The sequence below is a fragment of the Kitasatospora sp. NPDC092286 genome, from assembly GCF_044755565.1.
Classification (GTDB): Bacteria; Actinomycetota; Actinomycetes; order Streptomycetales; family Streptomycetaceae; genus Kitasatospora.
Genome location: NZ_JBIVRD010000008.1, coordinates 62523 through 84882 on the forward strand (window position 1 = coordinate 62523; position 22360 = coordinate 84882).

Annotated in this window: 19 protein-coding genes; 12 read left to right on the top strand and 7 right to left on the bottom strand. The window is 73.1% G+C overall.

Annotation, left to right across the window (positions count from 1 at the left end; genetic code table 11):
* Positions 1–117: 117 nt before the first annotated feature.
* Entirely contained in the window at positions 118–1110 is a 993-nt protein-coding gene (locus tag ACIQIB_RS10120) for a magnesium and cobalt transport protein CorA (RefSeq protein ID WP_363608807.1), read from the bottom strand.
* A 134-nt stretch (positions 1111–1244) separates the two neighbouring features.
* Between ACIQIB_RS10120 and ACIQIB_RS10125 the strand changes: the two genes are divergently transcribed.
* From ACIQIB_RS10125 to mshC, 6 genes are all read left to right on the top strand, one after another.
* A complete protein-coding gene (locus ACIQIB_RS10125; RefSeq protein ID WP_400757500.1) occupies positions 1245–1946 on the top strand; it encodes a histidine phosphatase family protein in 702 nt (233 codons plus the stop codon).
* Positions 1947–2151: 205 nt separating this feature from the next.
* Positions 2152–2727 carry a DUF3090 domain-containing protein gene (locus tag ACIQIB_RS10130; protein ID WP_363608803.1) on the top strand — a complete coding sequence of 192 codons (576 nt, stop codon included), beginning with the start codon at positions 2152–2154 and terminating at the stop codon, positions 2725–2727.
* 44 nt (positions 2728–2771) lie between these two features.
* A complete protein-coding gene (locus tag ACIQIB_RS10135) occupies positions 2772–3569 on the top strand; it encodes an SCO1664 family protein (protein WP_363608851.1) in 798 nt (265 codons plus the stop codon).
* Positions 3570–3772: 203 nt separating this feature from the next.
* Positions 3773–4681 carry a helix-turn-helix domain-containing protein gene (locus tag ACIQIB_RS10140; protein WP_400757501.1) on the top strand — a complete coding sequence of 303 codons (909 nt, stop codon included), beginning with the start codon at positions 3773–3775 and terminating at the stop codon, positions 4679–4681.
* Positions 4682–4810: 129 nt separating this feature from the next.
* A complete protein-coding gene (locus tag ACIQIB_RS10145) occupies positions 4811–5683 on the top strand; it encodes a carbohydrate-binding protein (protein ID WP_400757502.1) in 873 nt (290 codons plus the stop codon).
* A gap of 211 nt (positions 5684–5894) precedes the next feature.
* Positions 5895–7124: a cysteine--1-D-myo-inosityl 2-amino-2-deoxy-alpha-D-glucopyranoside ligase gene (mshC, locus tag ACIQIB_RS10150; protein WP_363608797.1), complete on the top strand. Its 1230-nt coding sequence runs from the start codon at positions 5895–5897 to the stop codon at positions 7122–7124.
* Between the two features lie 123 nt (positions 7125–7247).
* On the opposite strand, the gene ACIQIB_RS10155 is transcribed toward mshC, so the two are convergent.
* The 3 genes from ACIQIB_RS10155 to ACIQIB_RS10165 all read right to left on the bottom strand — a co-directional run bounded on the left by ACIQIB_RS10155 (position 7248) and on the right by ACIQIB_RS10165 (position 10410).
* Positions 7248–8201: a PAC2 family protein gene (locus ACIQIB_RS10155; protein ID WP_363608795.1), complete on the bottom strand. Its 954-nt coding sequence runs from the start codon at positions 8199–8201 to the stop codon at positions 7248–7250.
* 249 nt (positions 8202–8450) lie between these two features.
* Positions 8451–9278 carry an SGNH/GDSL hydrolase family protein gene (locus ACIQIB_RS10160; RefSeq protein ID WP_363608793.1) on the bottom strand — a complete coding sequence of 276 codons (828 nt, stop codon included), beginning with the start codon at positions 9276–9278 and terminating at the stop codon, positions 8451–8453.
* Positions 9279–9435: 157 nt separating this feature from the next.
* Positions 9436–10410, bottom strand: coding sequence for a hypothetical protein (locus tag ACIQIB_RS10165; RefSeq protein WP_363608791.1), 975 nt, complete (start codon positions 10408–10410; stop codon positions 9436–9438).
* 257 nt (positions 10411–10667) lie between these two features.
* Here ACIQIB_RS10165 and metH point away from each other — a divergent pair, with 257 nt between their 5' ends.
* From metH to ACIQIB_RS10180, 3 genes are all read left to right on the top strand, one after another.
* On the top strand, positions 10668–14171 hold the full coding sequence (gene metH, locus ACIQIB_RS10170; RefSeq protein WP_363608789.1) for a methionine synthase: 3504 nt from the start codon (positions 10668–10670) through the stop codon (positions 14169–14171).
* A 144-nt stretch (positions 14172–14315) separates the two neighbouring features.
* Positions 14316–15014, top strand: a complete 699-nt coding sequence (locus tag ACIQIB_RS10175; protein WP_363608787.1) for an HAD family phosphatase — start codon at positions 14316–14318, stop codon at positions 15012–15014.
* 359 nt (positions 15015–15373) lie between these two features.
* Entirely contained in the window at positions 15374–16984 is a 1611-nt protein-coding gene (locus tag ACIQIB_RS10180; RefSeq protein WP_400757504.1) for an ABC transporter substrate-binding protein, read from the top strand.
* 106 nt (positions 16985–17090) lie between these two features.
* Here ACIQIB_RS10180 and ACIQIB_RS10185 read toward each other — a convergent pair whose 3' ends face one another.
* Together ACIQIB_RS10185 and ACIQIB_RS10190 are read right to left on the bottom strand one after the other, a co-directional pair.
* Positions 17091–17762 (bottom strand): response regulator transcription factor, encoded by a 672-nt coding sequence (locus tag ACIQIB_RS10185; protein WP_030299918.1) that lies wholly within the window; start codon positions 17760–17762, stop codon positions 17091–17093.
* Positions 17763–18671, bottom strand: a complete 909-nt coding sequence (locus tag ACIQIB_RS10190; protein WP_400653615.1) for a RecB family exonuclease — start codon at positions 18669–18671, stop codon at positions 17763–17765.
* Positions 18672–18839: 168 nt separating this feature from the next.
* On the opposite strand from ACIQIB_RS10190, the gene ACIQIB_RS10195 reads away from it, so the two are divergent.
* From ACIQIB_RS10195 to ACIQIB_RS10205, 3 genes are all read left to right on the top strand, one after another.
* Positions 18840–20063 carry a site-2 protease family protein gene (locus ACIQIB_RS10195; protein ID WP_400757566.1) on the top strand — a complete coding sequence of 408 codons (1224 nt, stop codon included), beginning with the start codon at positions 18840–18842 and terminating at the stop codon, positions 20061–20063.
* A 69-nt stretch (positions 20064–20132) separates the two neighbouring features.
* Positions 20133–21095 (top strand): tRNA (adenine-N1)-methyltransferase, encoded by a 963-nt coding sequence (locus tag ACIQIB_RS10200; RefSeq protein ID WP_400757506.1) that lies wholly within the window; start codon positions 20133–20135, stop codon positions 21093–21095.
* Positions 21096–21237: 142 nt separating this feature from the next.
* A complete protein-coding gene (locus ACIQIB_RS10205) occupies positions 21238–21843 on the top strand; it encodes a hypothetical protein (RefSeq protein WP_363608778.1) in 606 nt (201 codons plus the stop codon).
* A 3-nt stretch (positions 21844–21846) separates the two neighbouring features.
* Here the strand turns inward: ACIQIB_RS10205 and ACIQIB_RS10210 are convergent, their stop codons facing one another.
* Positions 21847–22149 carry a ferredoxin gene (locus ACIQIB_RS10210; RefSeq protein WP_363608776.1) on the bottom strand — a complete coding sequence of 101 codons (303 nt, stop codon included), beginning with the start codon at positions 22147–22149 and terminating at the stop codon, positions 21847–21849.
* Positions 22150–22360: the final 211 nt, after the last annotated feature.

A 22360-nucleotide genomic window follows, 5' to 3' on the forward strand; every position in this document is an offset into this window, starting at 1 on the left:
CCGCGCGCGGCGGGGGGGGGGGGCCGGGCGCGGGGCCCCCCCGGCGCGCCCCCCGCCCGGCGGGGGGGGGGCCCCCGGGGGCGCCCGCGCCCCCCCCCCCCCCCCCCCGGCCGCGCGCTACAGCCAGTCGTGCCGCTTGAACACCCGGTGCAGCACCACGCAGACCGCCACCATCAGCGACAGCGCCGCCGGGTACCCCCAGGGCTGGCGCAGCTCGGGCATGTCGGCGAAGTTCATCCCGTACACGCCCGCGATCATGGTCGGCACGGCGGCCAGCGCCGCCCAGGCCGAGATCTTCCGCATGTCGTTGTTCTGCTGCACGCTGACCTGCGCCAGGTTGGCGCTCAGGATGTCCGACAGCAGCCGGTCCATGCCGTCCACCTGGTCGTTGGCCCGGGCCAGGTGGTCGGCGACGTCCCGCAGGTACGGCAGCGCCCGGGGGGTGATGAACGGCACCCCGCCGCGTTCCAGCCGCAGCATCGGCTCCAGCAGCGGGCCGGTGGCCCGGCGGACCGTCATCAGCTGGCGCTTGTAGCCGTAGATCCGCCCGGCGTTGTCGCGGCCGACCCGGCCGGGGGCGAAGACGTCGGCCTCCAGCTCGTCCAGGTCGGCCTGGAGCCCGGTGGCGACGTCGGCGTACCCGTCCACCACCGTGTCGCAGACCGAGTGCAGCACCGCGCTCGGGCCGTACCGCAGCAGCTCAGGCTGCTCCTCCAGACGGGCCCGCAGGCCGCTGAGCGGGCTGTCGGTGCCGTGGCGGACCGTCATCACGAAGTCCTCGCCGACGAAGACCATCACCTCGCCGCTGGTCACCGCGTGCCCGCCGGGGTGGTAGCCGAGCGTCTTGAGCGCCACGAACAGCGAGCCCTGGTAGGCCTCGATCTTGGGGCGCTGGTGCGCGCTGACGGCGTCCTCGACGGCCAGCGGGTGCAGCGAGAACTCCTTGCTGACCTGGTCGAGTTCCTCGGCGGTCGGCTCGAACAGGCCTATCCAGACGAAGCTGCCCCGGCCGGCCGCCCGCGCGGCGGCCAGGGCGCCGGTGTGGTCGGCGGGCGCCTCGATCCGGAGGCCGTCGCGGTAGATGGCGCAGTGGACGATCATGCGGGACATTCTGACCCCTGCACGGCCGTCGTGGGGCCACCTCGCCCCGCCCGTCGTACCGGTCCGGCCCCCGGCCGTCCCCGCCCGTCGTACCGGTCCGGGCCCGGAGCGGATCCCGGCCGGGAGGTCGTACGCTAGGCCCCATGCCCACCCTGCTGCTCGTCCGCCACGGCCGCTCCACCGCGAACACCGCCGGAATCCTGGCCGGTTGGACGCCCGGGGTGGACCTCGACGACACCGGGCGCGCCCAGGCCGCCACGCTGGCCGGCCGGCTCGCCGGCATCCCGCTGGCCCGGGCGGTCAGCAGCCCGCTGGACCGCTGCCGGCAGACCCTGGAGCCGCTGCTCGCCGCCCGGCCCGAGCTGGGCGCGCCCATCGAGGACGACCGCCTCGGCGAGTGCCACTACGGGGAGTGGACCGGCCGCCCGCTCGCCGAGCTGGCCGGGGAGCCGCTCTGGCGCACCGTCCAGGACCACGCTGCCGCGGCCGCCTTCCCCGGCGGGGAGTCGCTGCGTGAGCTGAGCCACCGTACGGTGAGCGCCGTCCGCGAGTGGAACGAGAAGATCGCCGCCGACCACGGCGGGGACGCGGTCTGGATCGCCTGCTCGCACGGCGACGTGATCAAGGCCGTGGTGGCCGACGCCCTCGGCCTGCACCTCGACCACTTCCAGCGGATCAGCGTCGAGCCCTGCTCGGTCACCGCGATCCGCTACACCCCGCAGCGGCCCTTCGTGCTGAGAATGGGCGACACCGGCGACCTCTCCTCGCTCGCCCCCGGAACGGGCGGCGGCCAGGGCGCTCCGGCCGGGGACGCGGTGGTCGGCGGCGCCACCGGCACCGCCTGAGGCCGGTCCCGCGGCCGGCCCGCCGTGGCCGGGTCCGCCCGCGGCGACCCGGCCGCCACCGCCCGGCCACCCGCCGGTCACCGACTCGGCTCCCCGGCCCCGGCCGGGAGGTCGTAGGGTGACTAGCGAGCCCCGCCACAGCCCAACCCATGACGTCATAACGATCCATACGATCGACTCGATCGACACGATCCGGAGCGAGAGCGTGCCCCGTCAGGTCTTCTTCTACGACCAGCCCGAACGGTTCGTGGCCGGCACCGTCGGCCAGCCCGGCGCCCGGGCGTTCTACCTGCAGGCCAGCGCCCGGGGGCGGATCACCAGCGTGCTGCTGGAGAAGACCCAGGTCGCCGCGCTCGCGGAGCGGATCGAGGAGGTCCTCGACGAGGCCCTGCGGCGCAGCGGCGGCGACGCCGCCATCCCGGCCGCCGCCCCGCAGGACCTGCTCGACACCGCGCCGCTCGACCTGCCGCTGGAGCAGGAGTTCCGGGTCGGCACCATGGCCCTGGCCTGGGACAGCATCGACGGCTGCCTGGTGGTCGAGGCGCAGGCGGTGATCGAGGACGAGGAGGAGGACGGCGGGGACGCCGCCGAGGCGGTCTTCGAGGACGACGAGAAAGGCCCCGACATGCTGCGGGTGCGGCTCTCCGGCGCGATGGCCCGGGTGTTCGCCAAGCGGGCGCTGGACCTGGTCGCGGCCGGCCGCAAGCCCTGCCCGTTCTGCAACCTGCCGCTCGACCCGGAGGGCCATCTGTGCCCGCGCGCGAACGGTTACCGGCGCTGAACACCGAGACCCCGCCCGAGGCCGACCCGGCCGCCGCCGCGGCCCTGGCCGCCGACGTGCCCACCGCTCTGCTGCTGCTGCGCGAGGGCGAGCTGACCGTCCACGGCAGGCTCACCGACGCCTCCAACGCGGCGCTCTACTGCAGCGTCACGCTGGACTCGCTGACCGCGCAGGCCGTCTACAAGCCGGTCGCCGGTGAACGCCCGCTCTGGGACTTCCCGGACGGCACGCTGGCCGGCCGCGAGGTCGCCGCGTACGAGCTCGCCGCCGCCACCGGCTGGGCGCTGATACCGCCCACGGTGCTGCGCGAGGGCCCGTACGGGACGGGCATGGTGCAGCTCTGGGTCGAGCCGGACCCGGGCGCCGATCCGCTGCTCGCCCTCCAGGATCCGCGGGGCCCGGAGGCCGGCTGGCTGCCGATCGTCCGCGCGGAGGTCGGCGACGGCCGGACCGCGCTGCTGGTCCACCCCGACGACCGGCGGCTGCGCCGGATGGCGGTGCTGGACGCCGTCCTCAACAACGCCGACCGCAAGGGCGGTCATCTGATCGCCGCCGCCGACGGCCGGATCTACGGCATCGACCACGGCGTCACCTTCAACACCGAGGGCAAGCTGCGTACCCTGCTCTGGGGCTGGGCCGGGCAGCCGCTGCCCGACGAGGCGCTGGAGGTGCTGGCCGGGCTCGCCGAGCAGCTGGACGGTGCCCTCGGCGAGCGGCTCGCCCCGCACCTGACCGCGGCCGAACTCGCCGCCGCCCGCGCCCGGGTGGCCGAACTCCGCCGCACCGGCCGGCACCCGCTGCCGTCCGAGGAGTGGCCGTCCATCCCCTGGCCGCCGATCTGACCGCCCGTGCCCCGGGCCCGGTCCGGCCCGTCCCGCCGGGCGCATGATCTCCCGGGCCCGGCCAGGCCGGTGCCGCCGGGCGCACGACCGGCCGGACGGCACCCCAGTGGTCTGGACCGGTGGCGCGAGCGGCCGCAGACTGCTCCGATGGACGAGCGACGGACCACCCCCAACCCGCCGACCGCGCCCCACCGGACCGGCCGATGAGCGACACCCGCACGCTGGACCTGCCGATGCACCGTCTCCAGGTCCCGCTGCCGCACCTGCTGCCCTTCGCGATCGGCAGCTTCGACACCATCGGCCCGCTCTCCCGCGCGGGCTTCCCCCACCGGCATTCCTTCTACGAGATCGTCCTCGTCACCGGAGGCCGCGGTGCCCACGTGCTCGACCTGGTCCACCGGCCGCTGCGGCCGCCCCAGTTGTGCGTGATCGCGCCCGGCCAGGTGCACTACTGGGCGGACGCGGACGGTCTCACCGGACAGGTCGTGCTGTTCAACGAGGACTTCCTGTTCTCGCAGCCGAAGGACCTCACCGCGCTGCGCACCCTGGCCGCCCGGCCCGGTCTGCGGCTCGGTGAACAGGCCGGCGCCATCGGCGCGCTGCTGGCCGACATGGAGCACGAGTACCGGACCAGGGCGCCCGGTTACGCGGGTGTGCTGCGGGCGAGCCTGCACATCCTGATCGTCCGCGCGCTGCGGGCCGCGGTCCCCGGCGAGGGCGGTGCGGCGCCCGGCCGGTCGGCCGAACTGGCGTCCGCCTTCACCCGGTTGATCGGTCTGCCGGGCGGGGAGCAGCGCTCGGTGGCCTCCTGTGCGCAGGAGTTGGGCGTCTCGCCCGGCCATCTGCAGACTCTGGTCAAGCAGGTCACCGGCCGGACGCCGGGCCGGCTGATCCGCCAGCAGCAGACCCTGGAGGCCAAACGGCTGCTGGCCTGCACCGATTTGACGATTCGTCAGGTCGCTCGGGGGGCCGGCTTCGGTGATCCGGCCTACTTCTGCCGTTTCTTCCGCCGGGAGACCGGGATGACGCCGGGGGAGTTCCGGGCCCGGGTCGGAGGAAATCACCACGATCCCCGGATCGCGTCCATCGCCGCGGCCCCGGACGCCCCGTAGGTTGACTGCTGGCCGCCGGTGGCCGGCCCGGTCCGTCCGGGCGACCGCCGGCCCGGTCCTTGTCATGCCCCCACCATGGCAAGGACCGCCCACCCATCTCCAGTCCCACCCCCACGAAGGAGTCGGCGCATGCCCGCATCCGAAGAGCCCACCCCCGGGCCGGAGGGCCTGATCGACCGCCGGATCAGCCGCAAGACGGTCCTCAGGGCCGCCGCGGTGCTCGGCACCGCCCCGCTACTGGTCGGCGGCGGGGCCGCGCTGGCCCGCGACCGGGCCGGCACCGGCGAGGCGCCCGGCCTCACCCCCGCCTGCCACGACGGCGACGATCCCACCATCGAGCAGACCGAGGGCCCCTACTTCAAGCCCAACTCCCCGCTGCGGACCTCGCTGATCACCAACAGCACCCCCGGCACCCGGCTGACCGTCAGCGGCTACGTCTTCGGCCGGGCCTGCCTGCCGATCGCGGGCGTCCTGCTCGACTTCTGGCAGGCCGACGTCAACGGCGCCTACGACAACGTCGGGTTCACCTTCCGCGGCCACCAGTTCACCGACGCCCAGGGCGCGTTCAGCCTCACCACCATCGTCCCCGGCCTCTACCCGGGCCGCACCCGGCACATCCACGTGAAGCTCCAGGCGCCCGGCCGCCCGGTGCTCACCACCCAGCTCTACTTCCCGGGTGAGCCGCGCAACAGCACCGACACCATCTACGACGCGCGGCTGCTGATGAACGTCCGCCAGGTCGGCTCGGCGAAGGAGGGCACCTACGACTTCGTCCTGAACGTCCCGCAGACACCCACCACCCCGCCGACCAGCCCGGGCCCCAGCACCACGCCCACCACGCCCCCGACCACCCCGCCCGGCGGCAGCTGGACCGTGGGCACGCTCTACAACGCGGGCGACCGCGTCACCTACTCCGGCGTCTCCTACCAGTGCCTCCAGGGGCACACCGCCGTCACCGGCTGGGAGCCGCCGAACGTGCCGGCCCTCTGGAAGCGGCTGTAGCGGCTCCGGCCGCCTCCCCCGAGGAGCCGGGCGCCCGGTCGGCGGCAGGGTCGGCCGGGCGCTCACCGCCGGGGTGTACGGCCCCGTTCGGACCGGGTCAAGAGCCGGTCCGTATCAGTCGGGAAGCGCTCAGGCAACGCCTGGAAGCGAATCCAGTCGATCTTGCGTACTGGTTAGGCTTTCAAATGTTCGCGAGGTTAAAGTCAGTTCCATGCATGCCTGGCCCGCCTCCGAGGTTCCCGCCCTGCCTGGTCAGGGGCTCCCCCTTCGTATCCACGACACCGCAGCGGGCTGTATCCGGGAGGTCGTGCCGCAGGACGGCACCGCCCGGATCTACGTCTGCGGCATCACGCCCTACGACGCGACCCACATGGGCCACGCCGCCACCTACAACGCCTTCGACCTGGCGCAGCGAGTGTGGAAGGACGCCGGCCACGACGTCCTGTACGTGCAGAACGTCACCGACGTGGACGACCCGCTGCTGGAGCGCGCCGTCGCCACCGGCCAGGACTGGACGGAGCTCGCCGAGCGCGAGACGGCCCTGTTCCGCGAGGACATGACCGCCCTGCGGCTGCTCCCGCCGGCCCACTACATCGGCGCCGTGGAGTCGATCCCGTGGATCGTCCCGCTGGTCCAGAAGCTGCTGGCGAGCGGAGCCGCCTACGAGGTGGACGGCGACATCTACTTCTCGGTCGAGTCCGACCCGCACTTCGGCGAGGTCTCCGGCCTCACCCCCGAGGCCATGCGGCCGGTCTTCGCCGAACGCGGCGGCGACCCGGACCGCCCGGGCAAGCGCAACCCGCTCGACGCCCTGCTCTGGCTCTCCGCCCGCCCGGGCGAGCCCGCCTGGGACACCGAGCTCGGCCACGGCCGCCCCGGCTGGCACATCGAGTGCGTCGCCATCGCCCTGCGCTACCTCGGCATGTCCTTCGACATCCAGGGCGGCGGCAGCGACCTCTCCTTCCCGCACCACGAGATGGGCGCCGCCCACGCCCAGGTCGCCACCGGCCACCACCCGTACGCCAAGGCGTACGTGCACGCCGGCATGGTCGGCCTGGACGGGCACAAGATGTCCAAGTCCCGCGGCAACCTGGTCTTCGTCTCGGCGCTGCGCCGTGAGGGCGTCGACCCGGCGGCGATCCGCCTCGCCCTGCTCTCGCACCACTACCGCGAGGACTGGGAGTGGACGAAGGGCACCCTGGACGAGGCCGTGGAGCGCCTGGCCCGCTGGCGCGCGGCGGTCTCCCGCCCGGACGGCCCGCCGGCGGAGGCGCTGCTCGCCGCGGTCCGCGAGGCGCTCGCGCACGACCTGGACGCGCCCGCCGCGCTGGCCGCCGTCGACCGCTGGGCCGCCCTCCAGGACGCCGAGGGCGGGACGGACATCGGCGCGCCCGGCCTGGTCTCGCGCACCGTGGACGCCCTGCTCGGCGTCGCGCTCTGAGGCGTGCCGGACAAGCCGTAGGCGCGGCCCGGCCGCGACGGTCGAAGGGGCGTCAGGACCACTGGTCCTGACGCCCCTTCGGCATGCCGTAAGCCCGTCCACCCGTCCACCCGGGCGGACGCGTCAGTCGTCCTCGCCGCCGTCCTGGCTCTCCCGGGCGCCCGGCGCCTCGGGGTCGTTCGGCCGTTCCGCCGTGGTCGCGTGCCCGGCGATGGGCTTCTCGCCCGTCGGGCCGACGTTCTCCCGGCGGCGCAGATAGCGCTCGAACTCCCGGGCGATCGCGTCGCCCGAGGCCTCCGGCAGCTCGGCGGTGTCCTGCGCCTCCTCCAGCTGCTGGACGTACTCGGCCACCTCGCTGTCCTCGGCGGCGAGCTGGTCCACGCCGAGCTGCCAGGCCCGGGCGTCCTCGCCGAGCTCGCCCGGCGGGATGCGCAGGTCCAGCAGGTCCTCCAGCTTGTTGATCAGCGCCAGGGTCGCCTTGGGGTTCGGCGGCTGCGCGACGTAGTGCGGCACCGCCGCCCAGAGCGTGACGGCCGGCACACCGGCGTGCGCGCAGGCCTCCTGCAGCACCCCGACGATCCCGGTGGGCCCCTCGTAGCGGCTCTCCTCCAGGTCCAGCCGGCGGGCCAGCTCCGGGTCGGAGGTCACCCCGCTGACCGGCACCGGGCGGCTGTGCGGGGTGTCGCCGAGCAGCGCGCCCAGGATCACCACCAGCTCGGCGCCCAGCTCGTGCGCGAAGCCGAGCAGCTCGTTGCAGAACGAGCGCCAGCGCATGCTGGGCTCGATACCGCGCACCAGGACGATGTCCCGGGTCTTGGGCTCCGTCACCCGGATCACCGAGAGCCGGGTGGTGGGCCAGGTGATCCGGCGGATGCCGCCGTCCAGCCAGACCGTCGGCCGGTTGACCTGGAAGTCGTAGTAGTCCTCCGCGTCCAGGGCGGCGAACACCTTGCCGCCCCAGGTCTCGTCCAGATGTGCCAGAGCCGCGGAGGCGGCGTCGCCCGCGTCGTTCCAGCCCTCGAAGGCGCAGACCATCACCGGGTCGATCAACTCGGGAACATCTTCCAGCTCGATCACCCAGTGTCTCCCTCCGGTCGGCGGACGGCCGTGCACCGCCCCGGCTGGCCTGCCGGGGCGCCGACGGGCCGGCTGCCGACTGTCGAACCTCTCGTCACCGATGGAACGCCTCGCTCCATGGTCCCTACCTGCCCAGCCTACGGGCTTTGATGCGCGGCACGGCCGGGCACCGGGACAGTCTGGGGGAGCGGGGCGCCATGATCCAGCGGATATCCGCAGGGCGCCGACGGCAGCCGCCGGCCGCCGTGTCTACCGGGGCCCGGTGGCGGCCGTGACGGCCGGGAGATAGCCGAGGGACTGGCCCTCGGAGGTGGGGTGGAAGGACTCCCAGAGCCTGGTCAGCACGATTCCGGTGATCCACTCCCGCCCCGCGCCCGCGCAGACGCCGTGGCCCTCGAACGGTGCCCGGACGTCCGCGAAGGCGAAGCCCCGGGCTTCGGCCTGACGGTTGATCAGCTCGTCGAGCCCGTCGGTGAGCGCGTTGAACCGCTGCCGGCGGGCGTCGGTGCCGATCAGGCAGGTGGTGCCGGTCCGCAGCAGGTGCGGGTAGCCGGTGACCACCACCCGGGCGGCCGGGGCGGCGGCCCGGACGCCGTCGTAGAGGGCGGAGAGCCGGTCGGGCAGCTCCTCGCGCAGCCGGCGCTCGGACTCGTCCAGCGCCTTGTCGCAGCGGCCGTCGGTGGTGAGCGGCTGCAGGCAGCTCCCGGCGGCGTCGGCGAAACCGAGGTCGTTGCCGCCGACGGTGAGGGTCACCACGGTGGTGTCGGCCCCGACCTTCGGCAGCTGGTCGCGCTGGACGTCCGCCGTGGTGGCCCCGGCGCACGCGGCGGCCAGGACGTCGGTGGCACCGTGGTCGGCGGCCCAGAGCGCGGGGTAGGCGCGGGCGCTGCGGTGGCAGTCGCCGCTGTCCTGTTCGTAGGGGCCGGCCGCGACCCCGGCGGCGTAGGAGTCGCCCAGTGCGGCGTACCGGGGCGGGGTGTCGACGGTGTACCCGCCGGCCGCGTGGGCGGGCACGGCGACACAGAGGGCGAGGAGCGGGGCGGCGGCCAGGGCGGCCGGCGGGCGGTGGCGCTGCACGGCGGTTCTCCGGGGGTCCGACGGCCGGGCGCGGTCCGCCTCGACCCGTCAGGCACGGATCGTAGCCGAACCATGACGCATCGTCACATCCCGCCCTGGTGGCGCCACCTCCCGGTCGGGGGCGCCACGATCCACCGCCGGCCGGGGCGGGCGCGGTTCAGCGCACCCAGCCGCGCCGGTAGGAGTCCCAGTGCTCCGGGGTGGCGGCGAAGTCCACGTACAGCGCGACGCCGAAGTTCTGCCGCCGCAGGTCCTGCCGGCCGAGGCCGAGCCGGACGCCGCGCACGGCGGCGTCGACCGTCTCGGCCTTGCCCCAGTGGCCCCACTTGTCCTCCCAGAAGAACGGCAGGCCCATCAGCAGGTCCACGTCCTCCGGGGTGGCCTCCAGCGCGAGCTCGGTCTGCAGGGCGACGTAGCCGCCGAACAGGGGCTCGGTCGGCATGCTGGAGTCGTAGGTCATCACCGCGATCTGGTCGACCCGGCGGGCGGTCTCGGCGAAGTAGGCCCGGTCCCACCACTTGCCGTGGTCGGTGAGCAGGATCCCGGCGGTGTGCAGCCCGGGTACCGGGTCGATCTGCGGGGCGGCGACCGACAGCTGCGCGCCGCGCCCGGAGGTCACCTCGCCGACCTGGTCGAGCAGCGAGAGCCAGCCGGCCGAGCCGGGGCGGATCGGCTCCATGTCGAAGTGCACCCCGTCGAAGCCGAGGTCGAGCACCTGGCGGGCGGAGGCGGTGACCCGGTCCCGGGTGGCGGCGTCCTCCAGGTCCAGGGCGTCCTTCTCGGGCTTGACCTCGTCGCCGAGCCAGCTCTGCAGCCGGATCCGCGGCATCGCCCGGTGCACGGCGTCGGTGAACCAGCGGGCCCTCGGGTGGACGGACGGCGGCAGCGAGCCGTCGTGCTCCAGCGGGCCGGTGTGGACGTACAGGTCGCGGATGCCGGTGCCGGCGAGCCGGGCGGCGAGTGCGGCGATGTCCTCCTCGGTCTTGCGGCCGTCCACCCAGGCGTGCCCCAGCCAGACCGCGTCCCGGCCCCGGGTGCGGGCCTCGGGGGAGGCGTCCCCGGTGTACTGCAGCCGCAGGGCCAGCGCCCCCGCGCCGATCGACGCCACCGGTACGGTCAGCGCGACCAGCACCACCGCGAGTGATCTGCGCCACCGCGACCAGCCGCGCCACCTGGTCCGGAGGGCCCGGAACGGTACCCCCAGGATTGTTCCCGCCCGCCGAATGCCTGTCCGGAACTTGGCCATGCAGTTGCTCCCCCCTTGCGGCAGAGCGCTCAGGATACGGAATGCCCACCGGCTCGCGCCGTGGGCCGGATACCCTGGCCACGTGCGTCCCCGAGTCAGCGGGGCCGCAAAGCCGACAGCCGTCGCACCCAGGGAGAAGCCCCATGGCCACTGCAGCCGACCCGTCCATCACTCAGCAGAGCCGCGCGAACGCGCTGCGCGAGGCGCTCGCCACCCGGGTGGTGGTAGCCGACGGAGCGATGGGCACCATGCTCCAGGCGCAGGACCCGAGCCTGGAGGACTTCCAGAACCTGGAAGGCTGCAACGAAGTCCTGAACGTCACCCGCCCCGACATCGTGCGCTCGGTCCACGACGCGTACTTCGCGGTCGGCGTGGACTGCGTGGAGACCAACACCTTCGGCGCCAACTTCTCGGCGCTCGGCGAGTACGACATCCCCGACCGGATCTTCGAGCTGTCCGAGTCCGGCGCCAGGATCGCCCGTGAGGCCGCCGACGCGCACACCGACGGCCGGGTCCGCTGGGTGCTCGGCTCGATCGGCCCCGGCACCAAGCTGCCGACGCTCGGCCACGCCCCGTACGAGACGCTGCGGGACGGTTTCCAGCTGAACGCGGCCGGCCTGATCGCCGGCGGTGCCGACGCGCTGCTGGTGGAGACCAGCCAGGACCTGCTCCAGACCAAGGCCGCCATCCTCGGCTCCAAGCGGGCGCTCGCCGAGGCCGGCCTCGATCTGCCGGTGCTGGTCCAGGTGACCGTGGAGACCACCGGCACCATGCTGCTGGGCTCGGAGATCGGCGCCGCGCTGACCGCGCTGGAGCCGCTCGGCGTGGACTACATCGGCCTGAACTGCGCCACCGGCCCGGCCGAGATGAGCGAGCACCTGCGCTACCTGGCCAAGAACGCGAAGATCGGCCTCTCCTGCATGCCGAACGCGGGCCTGCCGGTGCTGGGCAAGGACGGCGCCCACTACCCGCTGTCCCCGGCCGAGCTGGCCGAGGCGCACGACGTCTTCACCCGCGAGTACGGCCTCTCGCTGGTCGGCGGCTGCTGCGGCACCACGCCCGAGCACCTGCGCCAGGTGGTCGAGCGGGTCCAGGGCCGTCCGATCGCCTCGCGCGACCCGCGCCCGGAGCCCTCGGCGGCCTCGCTGTACCAGGCGGTGCCGTTCCGCCAGGACACCTCGTACCTGGCGATCGGCGAGCGGACCAACGCCAACGGCTCGAAGAAGTTCCGCGAGTCGATGCTGGCCGGCGACTGGCAGGCCTGTGTGGAGATCGCCCGCGACCAGATCCGCGACGGCTCCCACCTGCTGGACCTCTGCGTGGACTACGTCGGCCGCGACGGCGTCGCCGACATGAAGGAGATCGCCGGCCGGCTGGCCACCGCCTCCACCCTGCCGATCGTGCTGGACTCCACCGAGCCGGACGTGCTGCGCGCGGGCCTGGAGGCGCTCGGCGGCCGCGCCCTGCTCAACTCGGTCAACTACGAGGACGGCGACGGCCCGGACACCCGGTTCGGGCGGATCGCCTCGCTGGCCCGCGAGCACGGTGCGGGCCTGATCGCCCTCACCATCGACGAGGAGGGCCAGGCCCGCACCGCCGAGACCAAGGTCGCCATCGCCGAGCGGCTGATCGCCCAGCTCACCACCGAGTACGGCATCGACGAGGGCTCGATCCTGGTCGACTGCCTGGCCTTCACCCTGGGCACCGGCCAGGAGGAGTCCCGCCGGGACGGCGTCGAGACCATCGAGGCGATCCGCGAGCTCAAGCGCCGCCACCCGGACGTGCAGACCACCCTGGGCCTGTCCAACATCTCCTTCGGGCTGAGCCCGGCCGCCCGCATGGTGATCAACTCGGTCTTCCTGAACGAGTGCGTCGAGGCGGGCCTGGACTCCGCGATCGTGCACGCCTCCAAGATCCTGCCGATGGCCCGGATCCCCGAGGACCAGCGCGAGGTCGCCCTCGACCTGGTCTACGACCGCCGCAGCGAGGGCTACGACCCGCTGCAGAAGCTGCTCCAGCTCTTCGAGGGCGTCTCCTCGACCTCGATGAAGGCGTCCAAGGCGGAGGAGCTGGCGGCGCTGCCGCTGGAGGAGCGCCTCCAGCGCCGGATCATCGACGGCGAGCGCAACGGCCTGGAGGCCGACCTGGACGAGGCGCTGACGGAGCGTCCGGCGCTGGAGATCGTCAACAGCACGCTGCTGGCCGGCATGAAGGTGGTCGGCGAGCTGTTCGGCTCCGGCCAGATGCAGCTGCCGTTCGTGCTGCAGTCCGCCGAGGTGATGAAGACCGCGGTGGCCCACCTGGAGCCGCACATGGAGAAGTCCGACGACGAGGGCAAGGGCACCATCGTGCTGGCCACCGTCAAGGGCGACGTCCACGACATCGGCAAGAACCTGGTCGACATCATCCTGTCCAACAACGGCTACAACGTGGTCAACCTGGGCATCAAGCAGCCGGTCTCGGCGATCCTGGACGCCGCCCAGGAGCACCGGGCGGACGTGATCGGGATGTCCGGCCTGCTGGTGAAGTCCACCGTGATCATGAAGGAGAACCTGGAGGAGCTGAACCAGCGCAAGCTGGCGGCCGACTACCCGGTGATCCTCGGCGGCGCCGCGCTCACCCGCGCCTACGTCGAGCAGGACCTGCACGAGATCTACGAGGGCGAGGTCCGCTACGCCCGGGACGCCTTCGAGGGCCTGCGGCTGATGGACGCGCTGATCGCGGTCAAGCGCGGTGTGCCCGGCGCGACCCTGCCGGAGCTCAAGCAGCGCCGGCACGCCCGCACCGAGGTCGTGGAGGAGCCCGAGACCAACCTCGGCCAGGTCCGCTCGGACGTCGCCGTCGACAACACCGTCCCCACCCCGCCGTTCTGGGGCGACCGGATCGTCAAGGGCGTGCCGTTCGCCGACTACGCCTCCTGGCTGGACGAGGACGCGCTGTTCAAGGGCCAGTGGGGCCTCAAGGCGGCGCGCAGCGGCGAAGGGCCCTCGTACGAGGAGCTGGTGGAGACCGAGGGCCGGCCGCGGCTGCGGATGTGGCTGGACCGGCTGCAGACCGAGGGCTGGCTGGAGGCGGCCGTGGTCTACGGCTACTACCCGGCCAACTCCAAGGGCGACGACCTGATCGTCTTCAACGAGGACGGCAGCGAGCGCACCCGCTTCACCTTCCCGCGCCAGCGGCGCGGGCGGCGGCTCTGCCTGGCGGACTTCTTCCGCCCCGAGGAGTCGGGCGTCAAGGACGTGGTGGGCCTGCAGGTGGTCACCATGGGCAACCGGATCTCCGAGGCGGCGAACGAGCTGTTCGCCAACAACTCCTACCGGGACTACCTGGAGCTGCACGGCCTCTCCGTGCAGCTGGCCGAGGCGCTGGCCGAGTTCTGGCACGCCCGGGTCCGCTACGAGCTGGGCTTCTCCGGCGAGGACCCGCAGGACGTCAAGGACATGTTCGCGCTGAAGTACCGGGGCGCCCGGTTCTCGCTCGGCTACGGGGCCTGCCCGGAGCTGGAGGACCGCGCCAAGATCGCCGAGCTGCTGCGGCCGGAGCGGATCGGCGTGGTGCTCTCCGAGGAGTTCCAGCTGCACCCGGAGCAGTCCACCGACGCGATCGTGATCCACCACCCCGAGGCCAAGTACTTCAACGCCCGGTAACCCGGAGGCTGCGCAGCGTTCGCTCTTTTCGGGTGGGCGGGGCGTATCCTGGATCATCCTGAACGGGCCGGTCCGCTCACCAGCGGGCCGGCCCGTGCCATCCCCAGGGGCCTGCCCCGGGGCACGGACGGAAGGATCCCCGCCATGACGACCATCTCCACCACCACCCGCGCCCTCGACCACGGCCGGGGCCTGCAGGCGGTGCTGCTGGACATGGACGGGACCCTGGTGGACACCGAGGACTTCTGGTGGCAGGCCGAGGCCTCGCTCTTCGCCGAGCTGGGCTACGCGCTGGACGAGAACGACCGCGCCCATGTGGTCGGCGGCCCGATGACCCGGGTGATCGACTACCTGCTGGCCGCCACCGGCGTGGACCTCTCGCCGGCCGACCTGACCGTCCTGATCAACCAGCGCTTCGTGGATCTGCTGGCGGGCGGCGTACCGCTCATGCCCGGCGCCGAACGGCTTCTCAACACCCTTGCCGCGCACGGGGTTCCGGCCGCCCTGGTGTCGGCCTCGCAGCGGCACATCATCGACATCGTGCTGCGGTCGCTGGGCGCCCACCACTTCGCCTTCACGGTCGCCGGGGACGAGGTGCCGCGCACCAAGCCGTACCCGGACCCGTACCTGGAGGCGGCGCGGCGGTTCGGCGCGGAGCCGGGCCGCTGTGTGGTGGTCGAGGACGCGCCGACCGGGGTGCGCTCGGCCGAGGCGGCCGGCTGCCCGGTGATCGCGGTGCCCTCGGTGGCGGTGATCGAGCCCGCCCCCGGGCGGCTGGTGCTGCCCTCGCTGGAGCACATCGATCTTGAACTGCTCCGCTCGCTGGTCACCTCGCGAGTGTGATTGTCGTCTCATTGCACATGGGGCTTACCGGCCGGTAAGCGATCGGAACCGGCCAGTCGACCCGGGTGTCCGGGGAGAAAACGGTCATTGACTGACAACTCGTCGGTGGACCCGTCCCGCACCGTCCCCTCGTGTCCCAACTGTCACCTGTGCGGGTATCGGTGGGGTGTGTTCGATATGGCACGCTACTCCAGTTCGTTCCCCACCCCGAGCCCTGCCACCGCCGCTGACGGGCAACCCCGTCCTGCCCGCGGTGGCACGGCGCCCGGCCCGCGTGCCTTCAGCAACCCCGGAGGCGCACCCCATCGCGGGCCACCGGCCCCCTCGGCCGGACCGCACCCAGAAGGACGCGATCCGTGATGACTTCAGCTGAACGACTGGCAGTGCTCGGCTGCGCCGGCCTGGTCGCCGTCTCGGTGACCGGCTGCGGCTCGGTCACCGAAGCGGTCAAGGGGGACGGCGGCAAGGCGATCACCATGGGCACCACCTCGGTCACCAGTGCGCTGGACCCGGCCGTCGCCTACGACCTGGGCTCCTGGCTGCTGCTGCGCAACACCTTCCAGTCGCTGCTGTCCTACCCGGCCGCCTCCAGCGCGCCCAGCCCGGACGCCGCGCAGTCCTGCGAGTTCACCGGCAACGACGCGGTCCAGTACCACTGCACCCTGCGCCCCGGGCTGAAGTTCTCCAACGGCCACCCGCTCACCGCCGCCGACGTGGTGTACTCCATCGAGCGCACCCGGAAGATCGCCGCGGAGAACGGCCCGGCCGGGCTGCTGGACTCGATCAAGTCGGTCGAGGCCAAGGGCGACAACGAGGTCGTCTTCCAGCTCACCAAGGCCGATGCCACGCTCCCGGCCAAACTGGCCGGCCCGGCCGGCGCCATCGTCGACCACCAGGTCTACCCGGCCGACAAGGCGCTGCCCAACGACAAGCTGGTCGGCTCCGGCCCGTACAAGATCGACTCGATCGAGACCATGTCCATCGAGGGCGGCCCGAAGATCCCGGGCAAGGTCGTGCTGTCGCCCAACGACAAGTACAGCGGTGACGCCAAGGTCCGGAACGCGAAGTTCACCCTGCGCTACTTCGACAAGACGGGCGAGCTGAAGGACGCGCTGGACAAGGGCGAAATCGACCTGACCGACAACAGCCTGGAGCCCAACACCGCGGCCCAGGTCCGGTCCGAGCAGCAGGGCGGCAAGACCGACCTCCAGGTCGTCGAGGGCGACAGCACCGACACCCGTTACCTGGTCTTCAACACCAAGGACGCGACCGGCGGCAACGTCGCCGTCCGGCAGGCCGCCGCCCAGCTGATCGACCGCAAGGCGCTCGCCCGCGACGTCTTCGCGCGTACCGTCCAGCCGCTGTACTCGATGGTCCCGGCCGGCATCACCGGCCACACCACCGCCTTCTTCGACAAGTACGGCGACCAGGACGTCACCAAGGCCAAGGCGATCCTGAACACCGCCAAGGTCCAGATGCCGGTCAAGCTCACCCTCACCTGGTCGCGCTCGCGCGCCGAGGGCGCCGAGAGCGAGATGCTCAAGAAGCAGCTGGAGGCCGGCGGCGTCTTCCAGGTGACGGTCCAGCACGAGGCCGACTGGGACGTCTTCAAGAAGGGCTGGGCGGACGCCAAGTACCAGGCGTACACCATCGGTTGGTTCGCCGACTACCCCGACCCGGACAACTACGTCGCGCCGCTCCTGGTCGAGGGCGGGGCCTACCACCACGGCTGGGACGACACCCGGATCAGCCAGCGGCTGGTCCCCGACAGCCTCAAGCAGGCCGACCGCACCGCGGCCAACTCGGCCTACGCCCAGATCCAGACCATCGCCGCCGACAACGCGCCGCTGATCCCGCTGTTCCAGAACAAGGCCTTCTACGCCTCGCGTTCGAACATCACCGGCGTGGAGTCGACCGTCGACACCACCGGCGTCTTCCGCTTCTGGGAGATCAGCCGCATCGGCAAGTAGCCGCGCGGCGGCACGGCACCGGGCGACCGGGACACCCTCGGCACGGTGGCCCGTCCGCTCCCCCAGGGTGCGAGGGGGAGCGGACGGGCCACCGTCATGCCCGGGCTCAGAGCGCGCCGGGGCGCACCAGCCCGCTCTCGTACGCGTACACCGCCGCCTGCACCCGGTCGCGCAGCTGGAGCTTGGTCAGCACATGGCCGACATGCGTCTTCACCGTGGTCTCGCTGACGAACAGCTCCGCCGCGATCTCCGCGTTCGACAGCCCGCGCGCCACCAGCTTCAGCACCTCCAGCTCACGCTCGGTCAGCGCGTTCAGCGCCTGCGGCGGCGCCTCCTCGCCCGAGGGCAGCTTGGTGGCGTACATGTCCAGCAGCCGCCGGGTGATGCTCGGCGCCAGCATCGCCGCGCCGTCCGCGACCACCCGGATCGCCTGCACCAGCTCCTCGGCCGGCACGTCCTTCAGCAGGAAGCCGCTGGCGCCCGCGCGCAGCGCCTCCACCACGTACTCGTCCAGATCGAAGGTGGTCAGCACCAGCACCTTGGCCGGGCCGTCCCGACCCGGCCCGGCGATCCGGCGGGTCGCCTCCACGCCGTCCATCCTGGGCATCCGGATGTCCATCAGCACCACGTCGGGCTGGAGCGCCCGGACCTGGTCCAGCGCCTGCTGTCCGTCGCCGGCCTCGCCGACCACCACCAGGTCGGACTCGGCCTCCAGGATCATCCGGAAACCGGTGCGAAGCAGCGGCTGATCGTCGACCAGCAGCACTCGGATCGTCACCTAGGACTCCTTGCTCATCGGATCCCCCGTGGGATCGTCTTCGTCGGACGTACGGGCCAGCGGCAGCGGGTACGGCGGGGGAGTGCCGCCGAACTCCGGGCAGCTGGCCTGATGGTCGCACCAGTCGCAGAGCCGGTTGCGGGTCGCCGGGAAGTCCCCGGTCGCCACCGCGTGGGTGATCCGCTCCCAGATCGCCCGCAGCTTGCGCTCCACCGCGAGCAGGTCCGCCTCGTCCGGGTCGTAGCTCACCACGTCCCCGCCCCCGCCGAGGTACACCAGCTGCAACCGCTTGGGGAGCACGCCCTTCCAGCGCCACACCACCAGCGCGTAGAACTTCATCTGGAACATCGCCTTGGCCTCGAAGTCCCGTGAGGGCGCCCGGCCGGTCTTGTAGTCCACCAGCCGGACCTCGCCGGTCGGTGCGACGTCCACCCGGTCGATGTAGCCGCGCAGCAGCAGCCCCGACTCCAGGGCCGTCTCCACGTACAGCTCCCGCTCCACCGGGTGCAGCCGGGTCGGGTCCTCCAGCCGGAACCACCGCTCGACCAGCTTCTCGGCGTCCGCCAGCCAGCGCGTCAGCGCCGCCCCGTCCGGATCCTCGGGGAACAGCGAGAGCAGCTCCGGCCGCTCGCCCAGCAGTCGCTCCCACTGCGGGCGCAGCAGGCCCAGCGCCCGCTCCGGTGTCCGCTCCGCCGCCGGGCTGTCGAACAGCCGCTCCAGCACCGCGTGCACCAGCGTGCCCCGGGTCGCCGCCGCGCTCGGCGGCTCCGGCAGCCGGTCGATCACCCGCAGCCGGTACAGCAGCGGGCAGGTCAGGAAGTCCCCCGCACGCGACGGGGACAGGCCGGTCGGGGGCGCCGCCGGACGCGCCGGGGCCACGGCGGCACGGCTGGTGTCGGTCTGCTGCATACCCCGACCCTATTGCCCTGCGCTGTCATCCCGCTGCCACGGGGCTGCCGCCCGCGGGCCCACACTGGGTATGAAGGCAGAGAGAGGGGCGCGCGGAGGACCGCGGCCCCGATCACGTAGCGTGGGCGCACCGGCGCGCGGCGCACGGCGGGGGAACCGACCGAAGGGATCACGGTGAGCGACAGCAGGGGTCGGCAGACCTCCGACCAGCCACCGCACAGCGGCGGCGCCCAGCCCGGGCCGCCGCCCGAGGAACCGGAACGGCGGAGCGGAATCCTGATGGGCCGCCCCTTCGGCGTGCCCATCTACGTCACCCCCTCCTGGTTCGTCATCGCCGCCCTGATCACCTGGGTCTTCGGCGGCCAGCTCGACCGCGTCCTGCCCGGCCTCGGCGCCGCCCGCTACCTCGTGGCGTTCTCCTTCGCCGTCGCCTTCTACGGCTCCGTCCTGGTGCACGAACTCGCCCACACCGTCGTCGCCCTGCGCTACCGGCTCGGCGTGCGCCGGATCCAGCTGCAGTTCTTCGGCGGTGTCTCGGAGATCGAGAACGAGGCCGAGACCCCCTGGCGGGAGTTCTGGCTGGCCTTCGTCGGCCCGCTGCTCTCGCTGGCGCTCGGCGGCCTCTTCTACCTCGCCCTCCAGGCCGTGGAGCTCTCCACCGTGCCCGGGGTGCTGCTGACCGGCCTGATGGTCAGCAACCTCGTCGTCGCCGCCTTCAACCTGCTGCCGGGCCTGCCGCTGGACGGCGGCCGGATGCTGCGCGCCGTCGTCTGGGGCGTCACCGGCAAGCCCATGAGCGGCACCGTCGCCGCCGCCTGGATCGGCCGGGCGCTGGCCATCGCCGTCCTGATCGGCCTGCCGCTGCTCAGCGCCGCCCGCGGCGTCGAGCGCAGCAGCACCGACACCCTGGTCGACGCGGTGCTGGCCGCCGTCCTCGCCGCGATCATCTGGAACGGCGCCGGCGGCAGCCTGCGCAACGCCCGGCTCAAGGAGGCTCTGCCCGGTCTGCGGCTGCGCGACCTCGCCCGCCGGGCCGTCGAGGTCACCGCCGACACCCCGCTCGGCGAGGCGCTGCGGCAGGCCCGTGAGGCCCGGGCCGGCGCCCTGGTCGTGGTGGACGGCCGCGGCGAGCCGGTCGGGCTGGTCCGCGAGTCCGCCGTCCGGGCCGTCCCCGAGCACCGTCGCCCCTGGGTGGCCGTCGGGGCGCTGGCCCGCGACCTCGAACCCGGCCTGCGGCTGGCCGCCGACCTCACCGGCGAGGACCTGCTGCGCGCCGTGCGCGCCACCCCCGCCGGGGAGTACCTGGTGGTCGAGGCCGACGGCCGGGTGTACGGCGTCGCCGCGCTCACCGACATCGAGCAGCGCCTCACCGCCGCCGTCGCCGGCCGCTGAGGCCCCCGCCGGACCGGGCGGTGATCACCGTGGTCGGCCGGAGCGCGGGCTTCCCTTAGGATTGTCCGCATGTCCGAACCGACCGGTGCCACCCGCCGACGCGGGCCCTTCCAGGTCGGGGACCAGGTCCAGCTGACCGACCCCAAGGGCCGCCACTACACGTTCACGCTCCAGGCCGGGAACCAGTTCCACACCCACAAGGGTGCGTTCCCCCACGACGAGCTGATCGGCGCCCCCGAGGGCACGGTCGTGCGCACCACGGGGAACGTCCCGTACCTCGCGCTGCGCCCCCTGCTCCCCGACTACGTCCTGTCCATGCCGCGCGGCGCCGCCGTGATCTACCCCAAGGACGCGGGGCAGATCCTGGCGATGGCCGACATCTTCGCCGGCGCCCGCGTCGTCGAGGCCGGCGTCGGCTCCGGCGCGCTCTCCAGCTACCTGCTGCGCGCCGTGGGCGACACCGGGCTGCTCGCCTCCTACGAGCGCCGGCAGGACTTCGCCGACATCGCCAAGGGCAACGTCGAGCGCTACTTCGGCGGGCCGCACCCGGCGTGGAAGCTCACCGTCGGCGACCTCCAGGACAACCTGGTCGAGACCGACGTCGACCGTGTCATCCTCGACATGCTCGCCCCCTGGGAGTGCCTGGACGTCGCCTCCGAGGCGCTCGTCCCCGGCGGCCTCATCTGCTGCTACGTGGCCACCACCACGCAGATGTCGAAGACCGTCGAGGCGCTGCGCGAGCACGGCACCTTCACCGAGCCGCAGGCCTGGGAGACCATGGTCCGCACCTGGCACCTGGAGGGCCTGGCGGTCCGCCCGGACCACCGGATGATCGGCCACACCGGCTTCCTGCTCACCGCCCGCCGCCTCGCCGACGGCGTCGAGCCGCCGCTGCGCCGCCGCCGCCCGGCCAAGGGCGCCTACGGCGAGGACTACGACAACGGCACCCCGGAGCCGAGCCTCCAGGAGCGCGCCGCGGCCCGGGCCGCCGCCGCCCGCACCGCTCCCGCCGACGAGACCGACCTCGGCTGACGCACGACCGCCGGAAGGGGTGGTACGACGGGCTCCCCGCCCGCCCGTACCACCCCTTCGTGCTTCCCGCACCCGGGTCGCCGGCCGGCCCGGGGCGTGTGGGACGATGCTCGCTCACACAGACCACTGGAGGGGACGCCTGGTGGAGACCGCGGTCAAGGCGACGGCTGACAGGCAGACACCGCGGGGCCGTACCCGGCCCGGGGAGACGCGCTCCACCCCCTGGCACTGGGCCCTCACGGTCGTCGGCTGCGCTGCCGTGGTGGCCACCACGCTGGCGGCCAACCCGGCCACCGGCACCCCCGGGCCCGCCCGGCCCACGCCCCGGGCCCTCCCGGCGGCCGTCGCCCCCGACCCGGCGAAGGCCGAACTCCCGCTGGAGTGCGGCCCGTTCCCGGTCCGGATATCCGTCAGCTTCGCCGCCGACCTCGGCGACGGCCGGCCCGGCACCGTCACCGCCGCCCACTGCGCGGCCGAGAACGGCACCCCGCCGGACGCCGTCTACCTGCTCGGACCGGGCACCGACGGCCGTCCCGCGGTGCTGGCCACCCTGCTCTCCGAGCGCGAGAACCTCACCGTCGGCAGGCTCGCCCTGCGCGCCGACGGCGCCATCACCGGTCACGCGCAGGGGTATTCGAGCGACGACGTGCCCCGGTTCAGCCCGGACATCTCACTCGACCTCACCTGGACGCGCAAGAGCGGCGGCTGGGACCGTTCCCAGACCGCCGCCCCGTCGGCACGGGCCTGACCGCTACTCGGCGTCCGGCCCGTACACTTCGGTCCGGTCCGAGACCCGGCGCACGTGGATGCAGTCGCCGGGGCACTCCTTCGCCGAGTCCACCACGTCCTGAAGCAGCGTCAGCGGCACCGGAGCGGTCTCGCCGGGCTGCTGGCGCAACTCGTCCTCCGGCCCCTTCACATAGGCCAGGCCGTCGATGTCGAGCTCGAAGACCTCGGGCGCGTACTGCACGCAGATGCCGTCGCCGGTGCACAGATCCTGGTCGATCCACACCTCCAGCGGCTCGCTCGGCGTCGCCTCTTCGGTCACCGACATGGGTCTCCTGCCGTTTCTGTCCCGGGTCGCCCCTTGTTGAGGGCATTCCCGCCATTCGTACAACGATCGGACCCCAGGCCGTGGTCGCGATCGGATATCGACTCGTTCGACGATACATCTGGTCCGCTTTGGGCGGTGCGCGGTGGGTATCCCCTTAGCAGAGGGGAAGCACGCGAGGGCGAAGATCGGACACGCCCGTTCCATCTTTCTT